At 68.9% G+C, this 23,013-nt stretch carries 20 protein-coding genes; 15 read left to right on the top strand and 5 right to left on the bottom strand.

The window, feature by feature from the left end:
• Window positions 1-119: 119 nt before the first annotated feature.
• The 5 genes from ugpQ to ugpB all read right to left on the bottom strand — a co-directional run bounded on the left by ugpQ (window position 120) and on the right by ugpB (window position 5,095).
• The gene (ugpQ, locus tag ACY0MJ_RS09620) at window positions 120-854 is read right to left on the bottom strand and encodes a glycerophosphodiester phosphodiesterase (protein ID WP_462638192.1); all 735 of its coding nucleotides are present in this window, start codon (window positions 852-854) and stop codon (window positions 120-122) included.
• A complete protein-coding gene (locus ACY0MJ_RS09625; protein WP_462638193.1) occupies window positions 851-1,861 on the bottom strand; it encodes a sn-glycerol-3-phosphate import ATP-binding protein UgpC in 1,011 nt (336 codons plus the stop codon). Before ACY0MJ_RS09625 ends, ugpQ begins: the two co-directional genes overlap by 4 nt.
• Window positions 1,862-2,716, bottom strand: a complete 855-nt coding sequence (gene ugpE, locus ACY0MJ_RS09630; RefSeq protein WP_462638194.1) for a sn-glycerol-3-phosphate ABC transporter permease UgpE — start codon at window positions 2,714-2,716, stop codon at window positions 1,862-1,864. It lies immediately after the preceding gene.
• Window positions 2,717-2,723: 7 nt separating this feature from the next.
• Window positions 2,724-3,605, bottom strand: a complete 882-nt coding sequence (gene ugpA / locus ACY0MJ_RS09635; RefSeq protein WP_462638195.1) for a sn-glycerol-3-phosphate ABC transporter permease UgpA — start codon at window positions 3,603-3,605, stop codon at window positions 2,724-2,726.
• Between the two features lie 179 nt (window positions 3,606-3,784).
• Complete coding sequence (gene ugpB / locus ACY0MJ_RS09640; protein WP_462638196.1) at window positions 3,785-5,095, bottom strand: sn-glycerol-3-phosphate ABC transporter substrate-binding protein UgpB; 1,311 nt, start codon at window positions 5,093-5,095, stop codon at window positions 3,785-3,787.
• A gap of 194 nt (window positions 5,096-5,289) precedes the next feature.
• Here ugpB and ACY0MJ_RS09645 point away from each other — a divergent pair, with 194 nt between their 5' ends.
• From ACY0MJ_RS09645 to ACY0MJ_RS09715, 15 genes are all read left to right on the top strand, one after another.
• Window positions 5,290-9,186: a DUF3683 domain-containing protein gene (locus ACY0MJ_RS09645; protein WP_462638197.1), complete on the top strand. Its 3,897-nt coding sequence runs from the start codon at window positions 5,290-5,292 to the stop codon at window positions 9,184-9,186.
• A complete protein-coding gene (locus tag ACY0MJ_RS09650; RefSeq protein WP_462638198.1) occupies window positions 9,183-9,617 on the top strand; it encodes an HIT family protein in 435 nt (144 codons plus the stop codon). The genes ACY0MJ_RS09645 and ACY0MJ_RS09650 overlap by 4 nt, the downstream gene beginning before the upstream one ends.
• A 140-nt stretch (window positions 9,618-9,757) precedes the next feature.
• Window positions 9,758-11,134 carry a FecR family protein gene (locus ACY0MJ_RS09655; protein ID WP_462638199.1) on the top strand — a complete coding sequence of 459 codons (1,377 nt, stop codon included), beginning with the start codon at window positions 9,758-9,760 and terminating at the stop codon, window positions 11,132-11,134.
• A gap of 247 nt (window positions 11,135-11,381) precedes the next feature.
• Window positions 11,382-13,010: a ShlB/FhaC/HecB family hemolysin secretion/activation protein gene (locus tag ACY0MJ_RS09660; protein WP_462638200.1), complete on the top strand. Its 1,629-nt coding sequence runs from the start codon at window positions 11,382-11,384 to the stop codon at window positions 13,008-13,010.
• Between the two features lie 26 nt (window positions 13,011-13,036).
• Complete coding sequence (locus tag ACY0MJ_RS09665; protein ID WP_462638201.1) at window positions 13,037-13,462, top strand: gamma-butyrobetaine hydroxylase family protein; 426 nt, start codon at window positions 13,037-13,039, stop codon at window positions 13,460-13,462.
• Window positions 13,463-13,470: 8 nt separating this feature from the next.
• Entirely contained in the window at window positions 13,471-14,202 is a 732-nt protein-coding gene (gene ubiE / locus ACY0MJ_RS09670; RefSeq protein WP_462638202.1) for a bifunctional demethylmenaquinone methyltransferase/2-methoxy-6-polyprenyl-1,4-benzoquinol methylase UbiE, read from the top strand.
• 31 nt (window positions 14,203-14,233) lie between these two features.
• A complete protein-coding gene (locus tag ACY0MJ_RS09675; protein ID WP_462638203.1) occupies window positions 14,234-15,214 on the top strand; it encodes a Tim44 domain-containing protein in 981 nt (326 codons plus the stop codon).
• Window positions 15,215-15,236: 22 nt separating this feature from the next.
• On the top strand, window positions 15,237-15,815 hold the full coding sequence (locus ACY0MJ_RS09680; protein ID WP_462638204.1) for a hypothetical protein: 579 nt from the start codon (window positions 15,237-15,239) through the stop codon (window positions 15,813-15,815).
• Window positions 15,812-17,374 carry a ubiquinone biosynthesis regulatory protein kinase UbiB gene (gene ubiB, locus ACY0MJ_RS09685; RefSeq protein WP_462638205.1) on the top strand — a complete coding sequence of 521 codons (1,563 nt, stop codon included), beginning with the start codon at window positions 15,812-15,814 and terminating at the stop codon, window positions 17,372-17,374. Before ACY0MJ_RS09680 ends, ubiB begins: the two co-directional genes overlap by 4 nt.
• Before the next feature lie 76 nt (window positions 17,375-17,450).
• Window positions 17,451-18,920: a high affinity choline transporter 1 gene (locus tag ACY0MJ_RS09690; protein ID WP_462638206.1), complete on the top strand. Its 1,470-nt coding sequence runs from the start codon at window positions 17,451-17,453 to the stop codon at window positions 18,918-18,920.
• A 91-nt stretch (window positions 18,921-19,011) separates the two neighbouring features.
• Entirely contained in the window at window positions 19,012-19,362 is a 351-nt protein-coding gene (locus ACY0MJ_RS09695; RefSeq protein WP_462638208.1) for an FmdB family zinc ribbon protein, read from the top strand.
• Window positions 19,363-19,369: 7 nt separating this feature from the next.
• Window positions 19,370-19,978 (top strand): DUF502 domain-containing protein, encoded by a 609-nt coding sequence (locus tag ACY0MJ_RS09700; RefSeq protein WP_462638209.1) that lies wholly within the window; start codon window positions 19,370-19,372, stop codon window positions 19,976-19,978.
• 39 nt (window positions 19,979-20,017) lie between these two features.
• Window positions 20,018-21,817, top strand: a complete 1,800-nt coding sequence (aspS, locus tag ACY0MJ_RS09705; RefSeq protein WP_462638210.1) for an aspartate--tRNA ligase — start codon at window positions 20,018-20,020, stop codon at window positions 21,815-21,817.
• Window positions 21,818-21,835: 18 nt separating this feature from the next.
• On the top strand, window positions 21,836-22,288 hold the full coding sequence (nudB, locus tag ACY0MJ_RS09710) for a dihydroneopterin triphosphate diphosphatase (protein ID WP_462638211.1): 453 nt from the start codon (window positions 21,836-21,838) through the stop codon (window positions 22,286-22,288).
• A complete protein-coding gene (locus ACY0MJ_RS09715) occupies window positions 22,285-23,013 on the top strand; it encodes an endonuclease/exonuclease/phosphatase family protein (protein ID WP_462638212.1) in 729 nt (242 codons plus the stop codon). The genes nudB and ACY0MJ_RS09715 overlap by 4 nt, the downstream gene beginning before the upstream one ends.

Genomic DNA, 23,013 nt, shown 5'->3' on the forward strand with positions numbered 1-23,013 from the left:
CACCGCCACCGCCACCGCCACCGCCACCGCCACCGCCACCGCCACCGCCACCGCCACCGCCACCGCCACCGCCACCGCCACCGTAGGCTGGCGGTGAGCCGCAGGCGAACCCCAGCACCTCACGCAGGCGCGAACAGATCCACCCGATCCGTGATGATGCCGTCGGTCCCGAGCGCGACCAGCCGCTCCGCCGCCCACTCGTCATTCACGGTATAGCTCAGGCACCGCAACCCCAAGCCCTTCGCCTTCGCGACCGTCCCGCTGTCCCACAGCGCGTGATTGCACACCACCGCCACGCAGGCAAGCCTCTGCGCGACGTCCCAGCAGCCCTCCCACAGCGTATCCAGCAGCAACCCGCGCGGCAGCTGCGGCTGCGCCGCTTGCGCGGCCTGCAGCGACTCCGGCCGGAACGACGTCAGCAGCGGCGGCACGTCCTGCCCCCGCCAGATCCGCGCCGCGTAGTCGGCCACCACCTTGCCGGTGGGCGCTTCCTGCCCCGGCGTCGGCTTGATCTCGATGTTCAGGAACACGCCGTTGGCGAGGCACCAGCGCGCCGCGTTCTCGAAGCTGGGGAGCGGCTCGCCCGCGTAACGGCGCGAATGCCAGCTGCCGGCGTCCAGCAGCGCCAGCTGGCCCCAGGGCTGGTCGCCGCCCAGGCCGATGCCGTTGGTCGTGCGCTCCAGCGCGGCGTCGTGCATCAGGAAGGGCACGCCGTCGGCCGAGAGCTTCACGTCGCACTCGATCATGCGGTAGCCGTGCTCCGCGCCGAAGCGGAAGGCGGCCAGCGTGTTCTCCGGCGCCAGGTGCCCCGCGCCGCGATGCGCGATCCAGCGCGGGTAGGGCCAGTGCTTCACGCCGCGATCCTCTTGCCGCTGCCGGCGTCGAACCAGTGCAGGCGGTCCTCGCGCGGCTTGACGCGGATCACCTCGTCGGCGCGCGGCGCGCGCTGGTGTTCCTCGATGCGCACGATGATCTGCTCGCCATTGAGCCGGCCATAAACCAGGCGCTCGGCGCCCAGCATCTCCACCGTCTCGGTGCGGACTTCCCAGCCGCTGTCCGTCACGTCCAGGTGCTCGGGGCGGATGCCGGTGATCGTGCCGTCGCGGCCGCCCTGCACGTCCTTCAGCAGGTTCATGGGCGGCGAGCCGATGAAGCTCGCCACGAAGGTGGTGGCCGGGCGGTGGTAGACCTCCTCCGGCGTGCCGAACTGCTCCATGTTGCCGGCGTTCATCACGATCATGCGTTCGGCCAGCGTCATGGCCTCCACCTGGTCGTGCGTGACGAACAGCGACGTGATGCCCAGCTCGCGGTGCAGCTTCTGGATCTCCAGGCGGGTCTGCGCGCGCAGCTTCGCGTCCAGGTTGGACAGCGGCTCGTCGAACAGGAAGACCTGCGGCTGGCGCACGATCGCGCGGCCCATCGCGACGCGCTGGCGCTGGCCGCCGGAGAGCTGGCGCGGCTTGCGGTCCAGCAGGTGGGAGAGTTCCAGGATGCCGGCGGCCTTGTCCACGCGCGCCTTGATCTCGGCGGCGGGCACCTTGCGGATCTTCAGGCCGTAGGCCATGTTCTCGAACACGCTCATGTGCGGGTACAGCGCGTAGTTCTGGAAGACCATGGCGATGTCGCGCTCGGCCGGCTCCAGCTGGTTCACCACGCGGTTGCCGATCGCGATCTCGCCGCCGCTGATTTCCTCCAGCCCGGCGACCATGCGCAGCAGCGTGGACTTGCCGCAGCCCGAAGGACCGACGATGACGATGAACTCGCGGTCGGTGATCTCGGCGTCGATGCCGTGGATCACCTGCAGCGCCTGCTTGCCGGTGCCGTACTTCTTGACGACGTTGCGGAGGGAGATTGCAGCCATTTACTTTTCCGTATCCACCAGGCCCTTGACGAACCACTTCTGCATCAGGATCACCACGATCGCCGGCGGCACCATGGCCAGGATGGCCGTGGCCATCACCACGTTCCATTCGATGTAGACCTCGCCGGAGATCAGCCGCTTGATGCCCATCACGATCGGGTACATGCGCTCGTCGGTGGTCACCAGCAGGGGCCAGAGGTACTGGTTCCAGCCGTAGATGAACTGGATGACGAACAGCGCCGCCATCGAGGTCTTGGACAGCGGCAGCAGCACGTCCTTGAAGAAGCGCATGGGCCCCGCGCCGTCCATGCGGGCGGCCTCCACCAGTTCGTCCGGCACGGTCAGGAAGAACTGCCGGAACAGGAAGGTGGCGGTGGCCGACGCGATCAGCGGCACCGTCAGGCCCGCCATCGAGTTGAGCATGTGCAGGTCGGAGATCACCTCGTAGGTCGGGCCGATGCGCACCTCCACCGGCAGCATCAGCGTGACGAACACCATCCAGAACACGAGGCTCTTGGCCGGGAAGCGGAAGTAGACGATCGCGAAGGCGGACAGGATCGAGATCGCGATCTTGCCGATGGCGATGATCAGCGCGCTGGCCAGGCTGATGCCCATCATCGGCAGCGCGGGGGCGACGGTCGCGCCGGCGTGCGTCTTGCCGCCGAACAGCGCGAAGCGGTAGCTCTCGACGATGTTGCTGCCGGGCAGCAGCGAGATCGGGTTGCTGGACGAGATCTGCTCCGCCGTCTGCGTGGACCCGATGAAGGTCATGTAGATCGGGAAGCAGATGACGATCACCCCCACGATCAGGATCGCGTGGGAGACGAGGTCGAGGATGGGTCGGCGCTCGATCATGATTCTTCTAGTAGTGCACCTTCTTCTCGACGAAGCGGAATTGGATCACCGTCAGCGCGACGACGATCACCATCAGCACCACGGACTGCGCGGCCGAGCCGTTGATGTCCATGGCCTTGAAGCCGTCGTAGTAGACCTTGTAGACCAGGATCGAGGTGTCCTTGCCCGGGCCGCCGCTGGTGGCCGCGTCCACGATGGCGAAGGTCTCGAAGAACGAATACACCACGTTGATCACCAGCAGGAAGAACGTGGTGGGCGACAGCAGGGGGAACACGATGCTCCAGAAGCGCTTCCAGGGCGAGGCTCCGTCGATGGTGGCCGCCTCGATCAGCGACTGCGGGATGGACTGCAGGCCGGCCAGGAAGAACAGGAAGTTGTACGAGATGTGCTTCCAGATGGCGGCCATGACGATCAGCGCCATGGCGTGCCGGCCGTTGAGCACGTGGTTCCACTCGAAACCCATCTGGATCAGGGCGTAGCGGACCGTGCCGTAGGGCGAGGCGAACATCATCAGCCACAGCACGCCGGCGACGACGGGCGCCACCGCGTACGGCCAGATCAGCAGCGTCTTGTACAGGCCCGAGGCGCGCACGACGCGGTTCGCCATGACGGCCAGCAGCAGCGAGATCGCCAGGCCGCCGACGGCGACCAGGACCGAGAAGATGCCCGTGATGCGGAAGGAATCGAGGTAGCCCGGATCGGTGAACAGGCGCCGGAAGTTCGCCATGCCCACGAACTCGCGCGTGGCGCCGAAGGCGTCCTCCTGCAACAGGCTCTGGTACAGCGCCTGGCCCGCGGGCCAGAAGAAGAACACCAGGATGATGGCCATCTGCGGCGCGATCAACACCCACGGCAGCCACGCCGACTTGAACAGGACCCTCTTCTCCATGGGCGCGTATTGTGTCAGGTTGTTGTCGTCATCCCCGCTTCGTCATCCCCGCGACTCCTGCCTCGTCATCCCCGCGGAGGCGGGGACCCAGGGCTTTCAAAGAAAGACCCCGCGGCGCGGGGTCTTCTTCAATGCGGGAGCCCTGGGTTCCCGCCTGCGCGGGAATGACGGGGGAGCGATCAGCCCTTGTTCGCGCGCTGGAAGCGCTCGAGCTGCTCGTTGCCGCGGCGAACCGCGTTGTCCAGGGCTTCCTTGGGCTGCTTGCTGCCCTGCCACACGCCCTCGAGTTCCTCGTCGATGATGGTGCGGATCTGGACGAAGTTGCCCAGGCGCACGCCGCGCGACTTGTCGGTGGTCTTGCGGATCATCTGGTTCACGGAGACGTCGTAGCCCGGGTTCTTCTTGTAGAAGCCGGACTTCTCGGTCAGTTCGAACGAGGCCTTGGTCACGGGCAGGTAGCCGGTGCGCTGGTGGCTGGCCGCGGCCACTTCGGGCTGCGACAGGAAGGCCAGGAACTTCGCCACGCCCTTGTATTCCTCGGGCGTCTTGCCGGACATGACCCACAGGCTGGCGCCGCCGATCACGGTGTTCTGCGGCGCGCCCGGGACGTCCGGGTAGTAGGGCAGGGTGCTGATGCCGTAGTCGAACTTGCTGTTGCGCTTCACGCTGCCGGCGAGCGCCGAGGAGCCGGTGGCCATCGCGCATTCACCTGACACGAAGGTCGCGTCGGCCTTGTTGTCGCGGCCCTTGTAGACGAACAGGCCGCTCTTGGCCATGTTCGCCAGGTTCTCGATGTGGCGCACGTGCAGCGGGCTGTTGAAGGCCAGGCGCGTGTCCAGGCCGCCGAAGCCGTTGTTCTTCGTGGCGAACAGCACGTTGTGCCAGGCCGAGAAGCTCTCCAGCTGCGTCCAGCTGATCCAGCTGGTGGTGAACGGGCACTTGTGGCCCGAGGCCTTCAGCTTGGCCGCGGCCAGCGCCACTTCGGGCCAGGTCTTCGGCGGCTTCTCAGGGTCGAGGCCGGCGGCGCGGAAGGCGTCCTTGTTGTAGTGGAAGACGGGCGTGGAGCTGTTGAACGGGAAGCTGAGCATCTGCCCGTTCGGCGCGGTGTAGTAGCCCGCCACGGCCGGCACGTACACCGACGGGTCGAACTTCAGGCCGGCCTGCTTCATCACCTGCGCCACCGGCACGATCGCGCCCTTGGACGCCATCATCGTGGCCGTGCCCACCTCGAACACCTGGATCAGGTTGGGCGCGTTGCCGGCGCGGAAGGCGGCGATGCCGGCCGTCATCGACTCGGTGTAGCTGCCCTTGAAGGTGGGCACCACCTTGTAGTCCTTCTGGCTGGCGTTGAACTCCTTGGCAAGGTCGTTGACCCACTCGCCCAGGGCGCCGCCCATGGAGTGCCACCACTGGATCTCGGTCTGCGCATGCGCCGGGAAGGCGGCGAATGCGGCGGCGGCCAGCGCCAGCGCGGAAAGCTTGGATTTCATCGATGACTCCTGTTGACGATGACGAAAAGCCGTAACTCTACGGTCTTCGGTGTGACGCGGATTAGACAGTCGGCCTCCGCGGCCCAGCAAGCGGGTTTCCCATGACGCGGCGCAAGGCCATGCTGCACTGCGGTAACATCCCTTTTCAGCCGCTCCGCCCACGCGCCTTCCTTGGCTGACATTGCCCTGACCAGATGAACGCGCCCACGACACTCGAACAACTGATGGCTGCGGTGGACGGCGACGCGCCGCGCCTGCGCGAGATTCCCTACAACTACACCTCCTTCTCGGACCGCGAGATCGTGATCCGGGTGCTCGGCTCGCATGCCTGGGACGTCCTGAACCGCCTGCGCGAGGAGCGCCGCACCGGCCGCTCGGCCCGCATGCTCTACGAAGTGCTGGGCGACATCTGGGTCGTGCAGCGCAATCCCTACCTGCAGGACGACCTGCTGGACAACCCCCGGCGGCGCAAGCTGCTGGTCGAGGCCCTGCACCACCGCCTCGCCGAGATCGAGAAGCGCCGCGAACCGCAGGCCGATGCCCAGCGCGACGGCCTCGTGGGCGAACTGCTGGAGGCGGCCCAGGCGGCCGTGCACCACTTCGACAGCGCCTTCGCCGAGACGGCGGCCCTGCGCTCGCGCGCCCAGCGCCTGCTGCGCCGCTACACGGCGAAGGACAATATCAAGTTCGACGGCCTCTCGCGCGTCTCGCATGTCACCGACGCGACCGACTGGCGCGTGGAATATCCCTTCGTGGTGCTGACGCCCGACACCGAGGCGGAGATGGCGGGCCTCGTGAAGGGCTGCATCGAGCTGGGACTGACCATCATCCCGCGCGGCGGCGGCACGGGCTACACCGGCGGCGCCATCCCGCTCACGTGGAAGAGCGCGGTGATCAACACCGAGAAGCTCGAGTCCATGACCGAGGTGGAGCGCTTCGCGATCCCCGGCCATGCGGAGCCGGTGCCCACGATCTGGACCGAGGCGGGCGTCGTCACGCAGCGCGTGTCCGATGCCGCCGAGCGCGCCGGCTTCGTGTTCGCGGTGGACCCGACTTCGGCCGAAGCCTCCTGCATCGGCGGCAACATCGCGATGAACGCCGGCGGCAAGAAGGCGGTGTTGTGGGGCACGGCGCTCGACAACCTGGTCTCCTGGCGCATGGTGACGCCCGACGCGCAGTGGCTGGAGGTGGTCCGGCTGGACCACAACCTGGGCAAGATCCACGACGCGCCGGTGGCGAGCTTCGAGCTGCGGTACTTCGACGCCGCCCCGCGGATCGACTGGACCAGGCCGGTGCGCACCGAGCGCCTGGAGATCCCGGGCGCGCGCTTCCGCAAGGAAGGCCTGGGCAAGGACGTCACCGACAAGTTCCTCTCGGGCCTGCCCGGCATCCAGAAGGAAGGCTGCGACGGCCTGATCACCAGCGCGCGCTGGGTCGTGCACCGCATGCCGCAGCACACGCGCACGGTCTGCCTGGAGTTCTTCGGCAACGCGCGCGACGCCGTGCCGAGCATCGTGGAGATCAAGGACTTCATGTTCGCCGAGCAGCGCCGCACGGGCACCGTGCTGGCGGGCCTGGAACACCTGGACGACCGGTATCTCCGCGCCGTCGGCTACGCCACCAAGTCCAGGCGCGGCGGCCTGCCCAAGATGGTGCTGGTGGGCGACATCGCCGGCGACGACGCCGACGCCGTCGCGCGCGCCGCCTCCGAGGTGGTGCGGCTCGCCAATTCCCGCAGCGGCGAGGGCTTCGTCGCCATCAGCCCGGAAGCGCGCAAGAAATTCTGGCTGGACCGCAAGCGCACGGCCGCGATCAGCAAGCACACCAACGCCTTCAAGATCAACGAGGACGTGGTGATCCCGCTGCCGCGCATGGCGGAGTACACCGAGGGCATCGAGCGCATCAACATCGAGCTGTCGCTGCGCAACAAGATCCGCCTGGCCGACGAACTGGAGCTGTTCTTCTCGCGCGGGCGCCTGCCCCTGGGCAAGCAGGACGACGCCGGCGAGATCCCCTCGGCGGAACTGCTGGAGGACCGCGTGCAGCAGGCGCTGGCGCTGGTGCGCGACGTGCGCGCGCAGTGGCAGCACTGGCTGGCCAACGTCGACGCGCTGTTCCCGCAGCTGCAGGACCACAGCCTGCGCGCCAGCTGGAAGACGCAGATCCGCGCGCCGCTGGCCGCGATCTTCTCCGGCAACGCCTTCGCGCCCATCCTGTTCGAGGCGAACGCGATCCACCAGCGCGTGCTCAAGGGCCGCGTGTGGGTGGCGCTGCACATGCACGCGGGCGACGGCAACGTGCACACCAACATCCCCGTCAACAGCGACGACTACGCGATGCTGCAGACGGCGCACGAGGCGGTGAAGCGCATCATGGCGCTGGCGCGCTCGCTGGACGGCGTGATCTCGGGCGAGCACGGCATCGGCATCACCAAGCTGGAATTCCTCTCGGACGAGGAGATCGCGCCCTTCGCCGAGTACAAGCAGAAGGTCGACCCGGAAGGCCGCTTCAACAAGGGCAAGCTGCTGCGCCCCTCCAGGGCCGGCGGCGTGGACGCCGACACCTCGGTGTACGCCGACCTCACCAACGCCTACACGCCGTCCTTCGGGCTGATGGGGCACGAGTCGATCATCATGCAGCAGTCCGACATCGGCGCGATCGCCGATTCCGTCAAGGACTGCCTGCGCTGCGGCAAGTGCAAGCCGGTGTGCGCGACCCACGTGCCGCGCGCCAACCTGCTGTACAGCCCGCGCAACAAGATCCTCGCGACCTCGCTGTTGGTGGAGGCCTTCCTCTACGAGGAGCAGACGCGCCGCGGCGTCTCCATCAAGCACTGGGAGGAGTTCGAGGACGTCGCCGACCACTGCACGGTCTGCCACAAGTGCGTGAACCCCTGCCCGGTGAAGATCGACTTCGGCGACGTGTCGATGAACATGCGCAACCTGCTGCGCAAGATGGGGCAGAAGAGCTTCCGTCCCGGCAACGCCGCCGCCATGCTGATGCTCAACGCGACCAGCCCGCAGGCGATCAAGGCGATCCGCGCGGGCATGGTGGGCCTGGGCTTCAAGGCGCAGCGGCTGGGCAACACGGTGCTGCGCGGCTTCGCCCACCTGCAGGTGAAGCGCCCGCCCGAGACGCACTTCGCCGCCCCGGTGAAGGAGCAGGTGATCCACTTCGTCAACAAGAAGCTGCCCGGCGGCCTGCCGAACCGCACGGCCCGGGCGCTGCTGGACATCGAGGACAAGGAGTACGTCCCGATCATCCGCGACCCGAAGGCGACCACCGCCGAGACCGAGGCCGTCTTCTACTTCCCGGGCTGCGGCTCCGAGCGCCTGTTCTCGCAGGTGGGCCTGGCCACGCAGGCGATGCTGTGGCACGCCGGCGTGCAGACGGTGCTGCCGCCCGGCTACATCTGCTGCGGCTACCCGCAGCGCGGCTCCGGCCAGTTCGACAAGGCCGAGAAGATGATCACCGACAACCGGGTGCTGTTCCACCGGGTGGCCAACACGCTGAACTACCTGGACATCAAGACGGTGGTGGTCTCCTGCGGCACCTGCTATGACCAGCTGCAGGGCTACGAGTTCGACAAGATCTTCCCCGGCTGCCGGATCATCGACATCCACGAGTACCTGCTGGAAAAGGGCATCCGGCTGGAGAACGCAGGCGGCTACCTGTTCCACGACCCCTGCCACACGCCCATGAAGCTGCAGGACCCGATGCTCACCGTGAAGGCGCTGCTGGGCGACAACGTGCGCAAGTCCGAGCGCTGCTGCGGCGAGTCGGGCACCTTCGGCGTCACCCGCCCCGACATCGCGACGCAGGTGCGCTTCCGCAAGGAGGAGGAGCTGCGCAAGGACGAGGCCGCGCTGCGCGCCTCGGGCGCCGTGGGCGAGAAGGACAACATCAAGATCCTGACCAGCTGCCCGAGCTGCCTGCAGGGCATGCACCGCTACCGCCACGACCTGCAGAACGGGCTGCTGGAAGCCGACTACATCGTGATCGAGATGGCCAGCAAGATCCTGGGGCCCGACTGGCTGCAGCAGTACGTCAAGGCCGCCAACGACGGCGGCATCGAGCGGGTGCTGGTATGAAGCAGCCCGGCTGCGCCCTGTGCGGCGGTCCCGGCGGGCGGGTGTTGCTGCAGACCCCCCGCTGGCGCCTGGTCCACGCCGACGAACCCGGCTTCCCGGCCTTCTACCGCGTGGTCTGGCAGGACCACGTGCGCGAGTTCTCCCAGCTGGCGCGCTCCGACCGGCAGGAACTGACCGACGTGCTGGTGACGATCGAGCAGGCCCTGCTGCGGCACCTGCAGCCCGCGAAGGTGAACCTCGCTTCCCTGGGCAACGCCGTGCCCCACCTGCACTGGCACGTCATCGCGCGCTTCGACTGGGACAGCCACTTCCCCGGCGCCGTCTGGGCGCCGCCGGAGCGCGCGCCCGATCCCGCCCGCCTGCGGGAGCTGGCGGACCGCCTGCCGGCATTGGAGAAAGCCCTGCTTTCGGCGCTGCCGCGCGGCGCCTGAAAATCGGGTGGCGTCGTGAAATCCCGCACGACGCCCGTCCGGCCCTCCTCCGAAGGGCAGGTTCGCCGCCGGCGGTGACCGTGTATAAACCCGGGGAGTCGAAGATTCCGGTTGCAACGCCGGTTACCGGAGGTTCGCCCATGTTCGCCGCTCCGCCCCGATCGCACTGGCTCGCGTCGCTGGCCATGGCCGCCCTGCTGCTGGCGGCCTTCCCCGCGCGCGCCCAGTCCGCCGGCGAGGTGGAATTCGCCCGCGGCGTCGGCTTCGCCCAGACCCCCGGCGAGACGCCGCGCACCCTGGGCAAGGGCCTGGCCCTGAAGGAAGGCGACCGGCTCACCACGTCCGAGGGCGCCTCCGCGATCATCAAGCTGCAGGACGGCACCCGCATGACCCTGCGGCCCAACTCCGAGCTGGTGCTGCAGCACTACCAGTTCCGGGAGAACGCGCCCGACAACAGCTTCCTGATGCAGCTGGTGCGCGGCGGCTTCCGGGCCGTGACCGGCCTGATCTCCAAGGCCTCGCCCGACGCCGCGCGCGTGCAGACCAACACCGCCACCATCGGGATCCGCGGCACCGACTTCGACGCCCGCCTGTGCAGCGGCGAGTGCGCGCAGGAATCCAGCCGGATCCAGGAGGCCGCGCGGCCCAATGCCGTGCAGGCCAGCGCCAAGCTGGTGAACGTGCGCGGCGAGATCCACGCGGTGGACGGCGCCGGCCAGCGCCGCCGCCTGGTCGAGGGCGGCAGCGTCTATCCCGGCGACATCGTCGAGACGGCGCGCGGCGCCCAGGGCGTGCTCGCCTTCCGCGACGACAGCCGCATCACGCTGGGCTCGCAGACGCGCTTCCGGCTCGACAACTTCGTCTACGACAACGGCAATGCCGGGGAAGGCCGCTTCCTCGCCTCCATCCTGCGGGGCACGGTGCGGGCGCTCACCGGCCTGATCGCCAAGGCGAACAACCGCAACGTCGGCTTCAGCACGGCCACCGCCACCATCGGCATCCGCGGCACCGGCTTCGACGTCGCCTGCACCGGCCCCTGCGCCGGCGAACCGGGCGACCCGGGCACCGGCCTGACGCTGTGGACCTGGCTGGGCGCGATCGAGGTGGGGCAGACCGGACAGACGGCGCTGGAGGTGCTGCAGGCCGGCCAGGGCCTGTTCATCCCGGCCGTGGGCCCGGTCCAGCAGATCAACAACCAGCCGTCCATGGACACGCCGCGGCCCGACCAGGTCGAGGTGCCGCCCAAGCTGTTCGCCGAAACCAGCGTGTCCGACGCGGCCGAGGGCCTCTTCGTGTTCGTGCGCGACGGCCACATCGAGATCGCCACCGCTGGCGAGGTGCTGCACCTCGGCAAGGGCGAAGCCGGCTTCGCCGGCCTGAACGGCGAGACGGCGCGTCCCCTGGAGATCCCGAAGTTCCTGGACTTCGACAAGATCCCGCTGCCCACCTCCAGGAACCCGCTGCTCACCAGCATCCTCGGCGAAACGGGCATCCGCAGCAGCGAGGTCTGCAAGTGACTTCTCCCTCTCCCGCGCGCGGGAGGGCCGGGTGAATGCGGACAGCCGGACGCAAAGGTCGCAAAAACTACGCAAAAGCCGCAAAACGAATTCCTGGTCTGCTTTGCGACTTTTGCGAAACCTTTGCGACCTTTGCGTCCGGATGTTCATTCGGTCTGCTCCTCGCCTCCTGCATCCGGAGGAAGTGACAATTTGTTCGCTCCACGCCAGAATGCCCGCTCCACAAGAACGAGCGGGCGACAGAAACATGAACGGCTCTGCCCTGCCGCGGCGAACGCGGCCCGTCCTGCTGGCCTGCCTGGTGTGTGCCGGTCCCGCCGCCGCGCAGGCGCAGGCGCCCAGCCCGCCCGCGACCCCGCCCATGGCGAAGCCGGCCGCCGCGGCCGTGTTCCCCATCCGCGGCTTCCGCATCGAGGGTGAGAACCCGATCGGCGACGCCGCCGCCCAGCGCGTCCTCGCCCCCTTCGTGCGGCCGGACGCCACCATCGAGACGCTGCAGCACGCCACGGCCGCGCTCGAGGCGGAGCTGCGCGCCCGCGGCTTCGGCCTGCACCGGGTGGCGCTGCCGCCGCAGGAAGTGGGCAGCACGGTCCGGCTGGACATCGTCAAGTTCACGATCGGCCAGGTCGCCATCGAGGGCCGGCAGATCTACGACGAGGAGAACATCCGCCGCACGCTGCCGGAACTGCGCGAGGGCGAGAGCCCCAACTTCAAGACGCTCGCGATCCAGACGGCGATCGCCAACGAGAACCCCAACAAGCAGGTGCAGGTGGGCCTGCGCGAGTCGGAGCAGCCGGACCGCATCGACGCCACCATCACGGTGCGCGAGCAGCGGCCCTGGACCGTGGGCGCGTCGCTCTCCAACGCCGGCTCCGATTCGTCCGGGCACGACCGCTTCACCGTGACGGCCGGCCACACCAACCTGTTCAACCGCGACCACCAGTTCATCGGCGCCTACACGACCTCGTTCGAGCGCACCGACGACGTCAAGCAGCTGGGCCTGGCCTACAAGATCCCGCTGTACGCGCTGGGCGGGGTGCTCGGCGCGACCTACACCCGCTCGGACGTGGTGGGCGACTTCGGCGCCTTCACCAGCACGGGCGCCGGCCACACCTTCGGCCTCGACTACACGATGTACCTGCCGCCGCAGGGCGGCCGCCGCAGCTACGTCACGGCCGGCATCGAGAACAAGCTGTTCGAGGAGGCGCTGCTCAACGGCGTCTCCTTCGGCCAGCGCGACCGGCGCAGCGTGCCGGTCAGCATCGGCTACACGGCGCGCACCGAGACCGACGCCGCCGTGTGGGGCTACAGCACGGCCCTCGCGTGGAACACAGGCTGGGGATCGAACAACGACCTGGCCTCCTACCGCAGCGAGGACGCCCGCATCGACACCGTCCACTGGAAGGCCCTGCGCGGCACGGCCAGCTACACGGCGCCGCTGCTGGGGAGCGCCTGGCTGTGGGCGGCGCGCGGCGCCTGGCAGTTCAGCCCCGACGTGCTCATCGCGGGCGAGCAGTTCGGCCTGGGCGGCCTGGGCTCGGTGCGCGGCACCGAGATCGAGCGGCCCATCACCGGCGACAAGGGCCTGTCCGCGAGCCTGGAAGCGATGACGCCGGAGGTCGCGCCGGGCATGCGCGTGCTGGGCTTCGTCGACGCCGGGTATCTCCGCAACAACAAGCCCGACGGCCTGGCGAACCCCTCGTCCGACCGGCTCGCCAGCGTCGGCGTGGGCATGCGCTACGCCAGCGGCAACTTCGGGGCCTCGGTGGACTACGGCGTGATCGTGAAGGGCAGCCGCGTGCCGCTCTCGCAGAACTCCGACGCGCCCAAAAGAGGCGACGACCGCATCTACGTCAGCGTTTCCATACGATTCTGAACGCGCAGTGCGCTTAAACTGGCCCCATGGCCGGCCTGCGCAACGAGACACCTTCTCCCGAATCCATCACCCTGCACGGGCGTTCGCGCGTGCTGGAGGTCGGTTTTTCCGACGGGTCCACCTTCCGCATCCCCTTCGAGCTGATGCGCATCTACTCGCCCTCGGCGGAGGTGCAGGGCCACGGCCCCGGCCAGGAGATCCTGCAGACGGGCAAGCGCGAGGTCGACATCGTCTCGCTGGAGCCGGTGGGCAACTATGCCGTCAAGCCGACCTTCTCGGACGGGCACGACAGCGGCATCTTCTCCTGGGACTACCTGTACTTCCTCGGTTCGCAGCAGGGCGAGCTGTGGCAGGACTACGAGCGGCGCCTGGCGGAAGCCGGCGTGGACCGCGACGCGCCGATGGCCGCCGCGGGCCATGGACACGGGCACGGCCACGGCTGCGGCCACTGAGGTCCGCGATGGCACAGACGCATTTCGGCTACCAGTCCGTCGACGAGCGCGAGAAGGCGCGGCGCGTGCGCGGCGTGTTCGACTCCGTGGCGCCGCGCTACGACCTGATGAACGACATCATGTCCCTGGGCCTGCACCGCGCCTGGAAGGCGTACACGGTGCTGGCCGCCGACCTGCGGCCGGGCCAGCGCGTGCTGGACATCGCGGGCGGCACCGGCGACCTCGCCCAGGCCTTCGCCCGCAAGGTGGGCAGCCAGGGGCTGGTGGTGCACAGCGACATCAACGCCTCCATGCTGCGCGTCGGACGCGACCGGCTGCTCGATGCCGGCGTCGTCCTGCCGACCGTCGTGTGCGACGCGGAGAAACTGCCCTTCGCCAGCGCGAGCTTCGACCGCGTCAGCGTCGGCTTCGGGCTGCGCAACATGACGCACAAGGACGGGGCGCTGGCGGAAATGCACCGGGTGCTCAAGCCGGGCGGCAAGCTGCTGGTGCTGGAGTTCTCGAAGGTCGCGCGGCCGCTGCAGAAGGCCTACGACTGGTATTCGTTCAATGTGCTGCCCCGGCTCGGGCGGCTGGTGGCCGGCGACGAGGCCAGCTACCGCTACCTCGCCGAGTCGATCCGCATGCACCCGGGCCAGGAGGAACTGAAGGCGATGATGCGCCAGTGCGGCTTCGGCCACGTGGACTACCACAACCTCAGCGCCGGCGTCGCCGCGCTGCATGTTGCAATCAAGTGTTGAGGCCGCATCTGGAGCCGCACAGGAGCAAGCAATGAAATACTGGACCGTCCTCCTCGCCGCCGTGCTCGCCTTCGGCGCCTTCGAAGCGGAAGCCGCGCGCCGGCTCGGTGGCGGCGGCTCCATCGGCCGCATGTCCCCCAACGTGACGCAGCGCCAGAGCCTGCCGCCCGCCACGCCCACGGCGCCCGCCAACGCGCAGCGCAGCACGGCGCCCCAGGCGACGCCGGCCACGCCCGCGGCGCAGCCGCAGCGCAGCCGCTGGGGCGGCATGCTGGGCGGCCTCGCCGCCGGACTGGGCCTGGCCGCGCTGGCGCATGCGCTTGGCTTCGGGCCCGGCTTCGCCAACGTGCTGCTGCTCCTGCTGGTCGGCCTGGTGGTGCTGATGGTCATCGGCACGCTGCGCCGCCGCCAGCAACCGGCCACCGCAGGTTACGCGTACCAGAACAGCGGCCTGAGCGCCGATGCGCCGCTGTCGCCGCGCCAGTACAACCCGCAGAAGGTGGGCAACGACGCCTCGGCGCGGCCCTGGGAAAGCGGCTTCGACACCATGCACCAGCCGGACACCGGCGTGCGCATCGGCTCCGGCCTGGCCGGCGACGCGCTGCGCGGCTCGCAGAACTGGGGCGTGCCGGCGGGCTTCGACACCGAGGGCTTCCTGAAGGCGGCCAAGCGCAACTTCGTGACGCTGCAGGACGCCTGGGACCGCTCCGACACGGCCACGCTGCGCAGCATGATGACCGACGGGATGCTGCAGGAGATCCGCGGCCAGATGGCCGAGCGCGACCGCGAACCGGCGCCGGACGGCCAGAAGACCGACGTGGTGATGCTGGAGGCGCAGCTGCTCGGCATCGAGGAGCTCGACACCGAGTACATGGCCAGCGTCGAGTTCTCCGGGATGATCCGCGAGGAACCCTCCGCCGGCCCCAGCCCCTTCCGCGAGGTCTGGAACATGGTCAAGCCGAAGGATGGTTCCGCCGGGTGGCTCGTAGCCGGCGTGCAGGCCTTGCAGTAAGGCCCGAGGCCATAATCGCGGGATGACGACACCGTCTCCCGCTTCCTTCTTCGACCAGCTGTTCGACCGCGTCGGGCAGGCCCTGCAGCCGCCGCCCTGGCTGGTGGAGGAATTGCAGCGCCGGCTGGTGCTGCTGCTCAATCACGTGCTGCAGCAGGAACCGGAAGCGCAGGCGCGCCTCAAGCGCCAGGCGGGCCGGCTGGTGGAGGCGCACTGGCGCCACTTCAGCGTGCGCCTGGTCGCCACGCCGGCCGGGCTGCTGGACCTGGGGCCGATCACCCAGATCCCGGACCTCACGCTGACGCTGACCGAGGAGTCGCCCTGGTCGCTGGCCCAGGCCGCCCTGCGGGGCGACAAGCCGCCCGTGACCATCGCCGGCGACGTGCAGCTGGCCGCCGAGGTGCAGTGGCTGGTGGACCACGTCCGCTGGGACCTCGAGGAAGACCTCGCGCGCCTGGTCGGCGACGCGCCGGCCCACGCCATGGCCGGCGTCCTGCGCCGGATGGCGGACGCCCTGCGGCAGTTCGCCGCGCGCGGCCCGGCCGCCGCTCCGGCCCCGTCGCCGGCGCCGGGCACGCCACCCGGGCAGGCCGGCGGATGACGCGCACCCTGCGCGGCATCGTCATCCTCTGGGTGATCCTGCGCTACGGACTGGACGAGCTGGCGCTCTCCGGCTTCCGGCTGCGCGGGCTGGCCCGGATCATCACGATCGGCCGCCGCCGCCACATCGACGCCCCGCGCGGCCAGCGCCTGCGCCGGGCGCTGGAGCACCTGGGCCCGATCTTCGTGAAGTTCGGGCAGGTGCTGTCGACGCGGCGCGACCTGCTGCCGCCCGACATCGCCGACGAGCTCGCCCTGCTGCAGGACCGCGTCCCGCCGTTCCCGACGGAGGTGGCCGTCGCGACCATCGAGCGCGCCTTCCGCCGGCCGCTCAATGCCGTGTTCGAGAGCTTCGAGCGCGAGCCGGTGGCCAGCGCCTCGATCGCGCAGGTGCATTTCGCCACCGTGCGGCTGCGCAACGGCGAGGTGAAGGAAGTGGCGGTGAAGGTGCTGCGCCCGGGCATGCTGAGCGTCATCGAGAAGGACCTCGACCTGATGCGCATGATGGCGCGCTGGGTCGAGAAGCTCTGGGTCGACGCGCGGCGCCTGAAGCCGCGCGAGGTGGTCGCCGAGTTCGACAAGTACCTGCATGACGAGCTGGACCTCGTGCGCGAGGCCGCCAACGCGGCGCAGCTGCGGCGCAACATGGCCAGCCTGCACCTGGTGCTGATCCCGGAGATGTACTGGGACTTCGTGCACCCGGAAGTGATCGTGATGGAGCGCATGCGGGGCGTCCCGATCGGCCAGACCGAGCGCCTGCGCGCCGCCGGCGTGGACCTGCGGCAGCTCGCGCGCGACGGCGTCACGATCTTCTTCACCCAGGTGTTCCGCGACGGCTTCTTCCACGCCGACATGCACCCCGGCAACATCCAGGTGAGCCTGGAGCCGGGGACCTTCGGCCGCTACATCTCGCTGGACTTCGGCATCATCGGCACGCTCACGGAGTTCGACAAGGACTACCTGGCGCAGAACTTCACCGCCTTCTTCCGGCGCGACTACAAGCGCGTCGCCGAACTGCACATCGAATCGGGCTGGGTGCCGCCCGGCACGCGCGTGGACGAACTGGAGGCCGCCGTGCGCACGGTGTGCGAGCCGTACTTCGACCGGCCGCTGCGGGAGATCTCGCTGGGCATGGTGCTGATGCGGCTGTTCCAGACCTCGCGCCGCTTCAACGTGGAGATCCAGCCGCAACTGGTGCTGCTGCAGAAGACGCTGCTGAACATCGAGGGCCTGGGGCGCCAGCTCGATCCCGAGCTGGACCTGTGGAACACGGCCAAGCCCTTCCTGGAACGCTGGATGCTGGACCAGATCGGCCCGCAGAAGCTGTGGCAGGAGCTGCGCGCGCAGGCGCCGCGCTACGCCAAGATCCTGCCGGAGCTGCCGCACCTGGTGCACCGCTACCTGCGGCGCGAGCGCGGCATCCTGCAGCGCGATGCGGACGAATTGATCGGCGAACTGAAGCGCACCAACCGCCTGTTGCAGGGAATCATCTATGGTGCGATCGGCTTCGCGCTGGGCTTGATCGCGATGCAGCTCCTGGTCCGCGTCCAGTTGTTCTGAGCCGCAGTTCCCCCATAATGCTCGGCAGTTCGCGGGCGCCAGCCCGCCCCAGCACTTCAATCCCGGGAGAGCCTCGATGTTGATCGGCTTCATCGTCCTGTACCTGCTGGCCTCGATCGCCATCGGCCTGTACGCCGCGACGCACGTGAGCAACACGGCGGACTACGCCGTGGCCGGCCGCCGGCTGCCGCTGGCCGTGGTGGTGGCGACCACCTTCGCCACCTGGTTCGGCTCCGAGACCGTGCTGGGCATCCCGGCGCGCTTCGTCGCCGGCAACCTCGGCGAGGTGGTGGAAGACCCGTTCGGCGCCTCCATGTGCCTGGTGCTGGTGGGCCTCTTCTTCGCCTATCGCCTCTACCAGCGCAACCTGATCACGCTGGGCGACTACTACCGCCAGCGCTTCGGCCGCACCATCGAGATCATCTGCTCCGTGGTCATCCTGATCAGCTACCTGGGCTGGGTGGCCGCGCAGGTCACGGCGCTCGGCCTCGTGTTCCACCTCCTGATGCCCGAGACCGTCTCGGTCATCGGCGGCATGTTCATCGGCACGGCCATCGTGCTGGTCTACACGCTGTTCGGCGGCATGTGGTCGGTCGCGCTCACCGACTTCGTGCAGATGATCGTCATCGTGCTGGGCCTGCTGGCGATCGCCTGGTTCGCGGCGGACCTCGCCGGCGGCGCCGGGCAGGTGGTCGACTACGCCTCGCGCGAGGGCAAGTTCCGCTTCTTCCCCGAGGGCGGCGACGGCCACGCCTGGCTGTTCTTCTTCGCCGCCGGCATCACCATGATGCTCGGCTCGATCCCGCAGCAGGACGTGTTCCAGCGCGTGATGTCCGCCAAGGACGCCCCCACCGCCGTGCGCGGCCCGGTGATCGGCGGCACGCTCTACTTCCTGTTCGCGGCCGTGCCGATGTTCATCGTGACCGCCGCGGTGATGGTCATGGGCACCGAGGGCGGCAGGATGCTGCAGGACGACCCGCAGAAGATCCTGCCCACGCTGGTGATGACGCACATGCCGCTGTTCCTGCAGGTCGCGTTCTTCGGCGCGCTCCTGTCGGCCATCATGTCCACGGCCTCGGCGACCCTGCTGGCGCCCAGCACCACCTTCGTGGAGAACATCCTGCGCAACATCCGCCCGGGCATGAGCGACGCGCAGACCCTGAAGGCGATGCGCATCACGGTGGTGGGCTTCACGGTGCTGGTGCTCGTGTACGCGATCAGCATGCAGGGCACGTCCATCTACGAACTGGTCTCCGGCGCCTACCAGGTGCCGCTGGTGGGCGCCTTCATCCCGCTGGTGTTCGGCCTGTACTGGAAGCGGGCGACGACGCAGGGCGCGCTGGCCGCGGTGGTCCTGGGGCTGGGCACCTGGATGTTCTTCATGGCGTCCCCGGCCCTGGCCGAGGCCTTCCCGCAGCAGCTGGCGGGCCTGCTGGCCAGCCTGGGCGGCATGGTGGCCGGCTCGCTGGCGCCCCAGTGGGTGGCGAACCACACCGGGCACGTGCACCACTTCGAGGGCAGCACCGCCGGCGGTTCCATGGCCTGAAAACGGGGGGAGAACCCCCGCGTGGCTTGAGAACGGGGCCCCCGCCTATAATTGAGGGCTTTGCACCCCACGGTGCCCACCTGACACAGCCATGCCCATCTACGCCTACAAATGCGGATCCTGCGGCCACGCCAAGGACGTCCTGCAGAAGGTTTCCGATGCGCCGCTGACGGCCTGCCCCGCCTGCGGTGCCGACACGTTCACCAAGCAGATCACCGCCGCCGGCTTCCAGCTGAAGGGTTCCGGCTGGTACGTCACGGACTTCCGCGGCGGCAACAGCAACGGCGGTTCCTCGTCCTCCTCCGCCGAGAAGTCCGGCGGCGAGAAGCCGGCCGGCGACAAGCCCGCCGAGAGCAAGGGCGACAGCGCGCCCGCGGCGCCCAAGAGCGACGCCCCGAGCGCGTCGGCCGGCGGCTGCGGCGCGTCCTGCGCCTGCCACTGAGCACCTGATGGCTGCCCTGCGCAAATGGCTGCTGGCGGGGCTGCTCGTCATCGTTCCGGTGGCCATCACGGTCGCCGTGCTGCGCTGGATCATCGAGACGCTGGACCAGACGCTGCTCATCCTGCCGGAGGCCTGGCAGCCCGATCGCCTGATCGGCTTCCACATCCCCGGTTTCGGCGTGCTGCTGACGCTCGGCATCCTGCTGCTGGTGGGCGCCGTCGCCAGCAACTTCGTCGGCAAGAAGCTGGTGCACCTGGGCGACCGCGTGGTCACCCGCATCCCGGTGGTGCGGTCCATCTACTCCAGCGTGAAGCAGGTCTCCGACACGCTGTTCTCGGAGAGCGGCAACGCCTTCCGCACGGCGGTGCTGGTGCAGTGGCCCCGCGCGGACGTGTGGACCATCGCCTTCGTGACCGGCACGCCCGGCGGCGACGTCACCACCTACCTGCGCGGCGAGGAATACGTCAGCGTGTACGTTCCCACCACGCCCAACCCCACGGGCGGCTATTTCGTGATGCTGCGCAAGAGCGACTGCATCGAACTGAAGATGAGCGTCGACGAGGCCCTGAAGTACGTGGTCTCGATGGGCGTCGTCTCCCCCGGCAACAGAGCCTGAGGCGCGCCGGCGGCGGCGCCTCCAAGTGAAGGTTTTTCCATGTCCCAATCCATGCGTTCCACCTATTGCGGCCTCGTGACCGAGGCCCTCCTGGGCCAGACCGTCACCCTGTGCGGGTGGGTGAACCGCCGGCGCGACCACGGCGGCGTGATCTTCGTGGACCTGCGCGACCGCGAAGGCTACGTGCAGGTCGTGTGCGACCCCGACCGCCCGGAGATGTTCAAGACGGCCGAGGGCCTGCGCAACGAGTTCTGCATCCAGGTCAAGGGCGTGGTGCGCGCGCGTCCGGAGGGCACCGTGAACGAGGGCCTCAAGAGCGGCAGGATCGAGGTGCTGTGCCAGGAACTGAAGGTGCTGAACCCCTCGGTCACGCCGCCCTTCCAGCTGGACGACGAGAACCTGTCGGAGACGACGCGCCTGCAGCACCGCGTGCTGGACCTGCGCCGCCCGTACATGCAGAAGAACCTGATGCTGCGCTACCGGGTGACGATGGAGGTGCGCAAGTTCCTCGACGCCAACGGCTTCATCGACATCGAGACGCCGATGCTCACGAAGTCCACGCCGGAAGGCGCGCGCGACTACCTCGTGCCCTCGCGCGTGCACGACGGCATGTTCTTCGCGCTGCCGCAGTCGCCGCAGCTGTTCAAGCAGCTGCTGATGGTGGCCGGCTTCGACCGCTACTACCAGATCACCAAGTGCTTCCGCGACGAGGACCTGCGCGCCGACCGCCAGCCCGAGTTCACGCAGATCGACGTGGAGACGTCCTTCATGACGGAGGAGGAGATCCGGACCATGTTCGAGGGCATGATCCGCAGCACCTTCCGCAACGTGATCGACGTCGACCTGCCCGCCTTCCCGGTGATGAAGCACGCCGACGCGATGCGCCTGTACGGCTCCGACAAGCCGGACCTGCGCGTGAAGCTGGAGTTCACCGAGCTCACCGACGTCATGAAGGACGTCGACTTCAAGGTCTTCTCCGGCCCGGCCAACCAGGCCGACGGCCGCGTGGTGGGCCTGCGCGTGCCGGGCGGCGCCGGCCTGAGCCGCGGCGAGATCGACGGCTACGGCGAGTTCGTCAAGATCTACGGGGCCAAGGGCCTCGCCTGGATCAAGGTCAACGAGGCGGCGAAGGGCCGCGAGGGCCTGCAGTCGCCCATCGTCAAGAACCTGCACGACCGCGCCATCGCGGAGATCCTGCAGCGCACGGGCGCGCAGGACGGTGACCTGGTGTTCTTCGGCGCCGACAAGGCCAAGGTGGTCAACGACGCCATCGGCGCGCTGCGCGTGAAGGTGGGCCACAGCGAGTTCGGCCAGGCCAACGGCCTGCTGGAAGGCGAATGGAAGCCGCTGTGGGTGGTGGACTTCCCGATGTTCGAGTTCGACGACGACGCGCAGCGCTGGAACGCGGTGCACCACCCCTTCACCTCGCCGAAGGACGGCCACGAGGACTGGCTGGAGACCGACCCGGGCCGCTGCCTCGCCAAGGCCTACGACGCGGTGCTCAACGGCATCGAGCTCGGCGGCGGTTCCGTCCGTATCCACCGCGAGGACGTGCAGAGCAAGGTGTTCCGCGCGCTGAAGATCGACGCCGAGGAGGCGCAGGCGAAGTTCGGCTTCCTGCTGGACGCGCTGCAGTACGGCGCGCCCCCGCACGGCGGCATCGCCATCGGCCTGGACCGCTTCGTGATGCTGATGACGGGCGCCGAGTCCCTGCGCGACGTGATCGCCTTCCCCAAGACCCAGCGCGCCCAGGACCTGCTGACCCAGGCGCCCGGCCCGGTCGACGAAAAGCAGCTGCGCGAACTGCACATCCGGCTGCGGAATCCGACGCCGGCCTGACGGCGGTATTCTCGGAGGGTGGCCGCCAAGCCCTTCAAGATCCCCCAATCCGTCCTGGTCGTCATCCACACGCCCGCGCTGGACGTCCTGCTGATCAACCGGGCCGATGCGCCGGAGTTCTGGCAGTCGGTCACGGGGGCCAAGGACCGCGAGGACGAGACCTTCGAGCAGACGGCGGTGCGGGAGGTGGCCGAGGAAACCGGCATCGCCTGCGCCGGCGGCACCCTCACGGACTGGCAGCTCGAGAACGTCTACGACATCTACCCGCGCTGGCTGCACCGCTACGCGCCGGGGGTGACGCGCAACACCGAGCACGTGTTCGGCCTGTGCGTGCCGGCCGGCACGCCGGTCACCCTCAACCCGCGCGAGCACACGGCGTACCGCTGGCTGCCGTGGCGGCAGGCGGCCGATGCCTGCTTCTCGCCATCCAACGCCGAAGCGATCCTGATGCTGCCAGAATTCATGGCATGACGGTCCTGCGGGTTGCCACCTACAACATCCACAAGGGAGTGCAGGGGCTCGGCCCGGTACGGCGGCTGGAGATCCACAACCTCGGCCACGCCGTGGAGCAGCTCGATGCCGACATCGTCTGCCTGCAGGAAGTGCGCAAGCTGCACCGGCGCGAGCAGCTGTACTTCAAGCGCTGGCCCGAGCTGCCGCAGGCCGAGTTCCTGTGCCCGGAAGGCTACTTCGCCGTCTACCAGACCAACGCGAGGACGCGCCACGGCGAGCACGGCAACGCGCTGCTGTCACGCTGGCCCGTCGTGTCGCAGGGCCACGAGGACATGTCCGACCACCGCTTCGAGCAGCGCGGCCTGCTGCACGTGCAGGTGCAGGTGGGCCGGCGCGACGTGCACGTGATCGTGCTGCACCTGGGGCTGATCGCGGCCAGCCGCGTGCGCCAGATCGAGCAACTGGGGCTGTACATCCAGCGCGAGATCCCGCGCAAGGCGCCGGTGGTGATCGCCGGCGACTTCAACGACTGGGGCGCGAAGCTGCGGCCGGCGCTGAACAAGCTGGGCTTCAAGGACTTCGTGGGCGAGCGCGCGCTCACCTATCCCTCGCGCCTGCCCCTCACGCAGCTCGACTTCGCCTACGCCCGCGGCCTGAAGCCCTCTGGCCTGGAGATCCCGCGCGGTCGCATCTGGGGCCAGATGTCCGACCACCTGCCGCTGATCGCGGAGTTCAAGCTCTAG

The sequence above is a fragment of the Ramlibacter sp. bp-362 genome (genome assembly GCF_054956735.1).

Bases quoted from the DNA above. Each gene is read 5' to 3' on its own strand.
- ACY0MJ_RS09625 (WP_462638193.1), bottom strand. From the start codon at position 1,861: ATGGCTGCAATCTCCCTCCGCAACGTCGTCAAGAAGTACGGCACCGGC.
- ugpE (WP_462638194.1), bottom strand. From the start codon at position 2,716: ATGATCGAGCGCCGACCCATCCTCGACCTCGTCTCCCACGCGATCCTG.
- ugpA (WP_462638195.1), bottom strand. From the start codon at position 3,605: ATGGAGAAGAGGGTCCTGTTCAAGTCGGCGTGGCTGCCGTGGGTGTTG.
- ugpB (WP_462638196.1), bottom strand. From the start codon at position 5,095: ATGAAATCCAAGCTTTCCGCGCTGGCGCTGGCCGCCGCCGCATTCGCC.
- ACY0MJ_RS09645 (WP_462638197.1), top strand. From the start codon at position 5,290: ATGAACGCGCCCACGACACTCGAACAACTGATGGCTGCGGTGGACGGC.
- ACY0MJ_RS09650 (WP_462638198.1), top strand. From the start codon at position 9,183: ATGAAGCAGCCCGGCTGCGCCCTGTGCGGCGGTCCCGGCGGGCGGGTG.
- ACY0MJ_RS09655 (WP_462638199.1), top strand. From the start codon at position 9,758: ATGTTCGCCGCTCCGCCCCGATCGCACTGGCTCGCGTCGCTGGCCATG.
- ACY0MJ_RS09660 (WP_462638200.1), top strand. From the start codon at position 11,382: ATGAACGGCTCTGCCCTGCCGCGGCGAACGCGGCCCGTCCTGCTGGCC.
- ACY0MJ_RS09665 (WP_462638201.1), top strand. From the start codon at position 13,037: ATGGCCGGCCTGCGCAACGAGACACCTTCTCCCGAATCCATCACCCTG.
- ubiE (WP_462638202.1), top strand. From the start codon at position 13,471: ATGGCACAGACGCATTTCGGCTACCAGTCCGTCGACGAGCGCGAGAAG.
- ACY0MJ_RS09675 (WP_462638203.1), top strand. From the start codon at position 14,234: ATGAAATACTGGACCGTCCTCCTCGCCGCCGTGCTCGCCTTCGGCGCC.
- ACY0MJ_RS09680 (WP_462638204.1), top strand. From the start codon at position 15,237: ATGACGACACCGTCTCCCGCTTCCTTCTTCGACCAGCTGTTCGACCGC.
- ubiB (WP_462638205.1), top strand. From the start codon at position 15,812: ATGACGCGCACCCTGCGCGGCATCGTCATCCTCTGGGTGATCCTGCGC.
- ACY0MJ_RS09690 (WP_462638206.1), top strand. From the start codon at position 17,451: ATGTTGATCGGCTTCATCGTCCTGTACCTGCTGGCCTCGATCGCCATC.
- ACY0MJ_RS09695 (WP_462638208.1), top strand. From the start codon at position 19,012: ATGCCCATCTACGCCTACAAATGCGGATCCTGCGGCCACGCCAAGGAC.
- ACY0MJ_RS09700 (WP_462638209.1), top strand. From the start codon at position 19,370: ATGGCTGCCCTGCGCAAATGGCTGCTGGCGGGGCTGCTCGTCATCGTT.
- aspS (WP_462638210.1), top strand. From the start codon at position 20,018: ATGTCCCAATCCATGCGTTCCACCTATTGCGGCCTCGTGACCGAGGCC.
- ACY0MJ_RS09715 (WP_462638212.1), top strand. From the start codon at position 22,285: ATGACGGTCCTGCGGGTTGCCACCTACAACATCCACAAGGGAGTGCAG.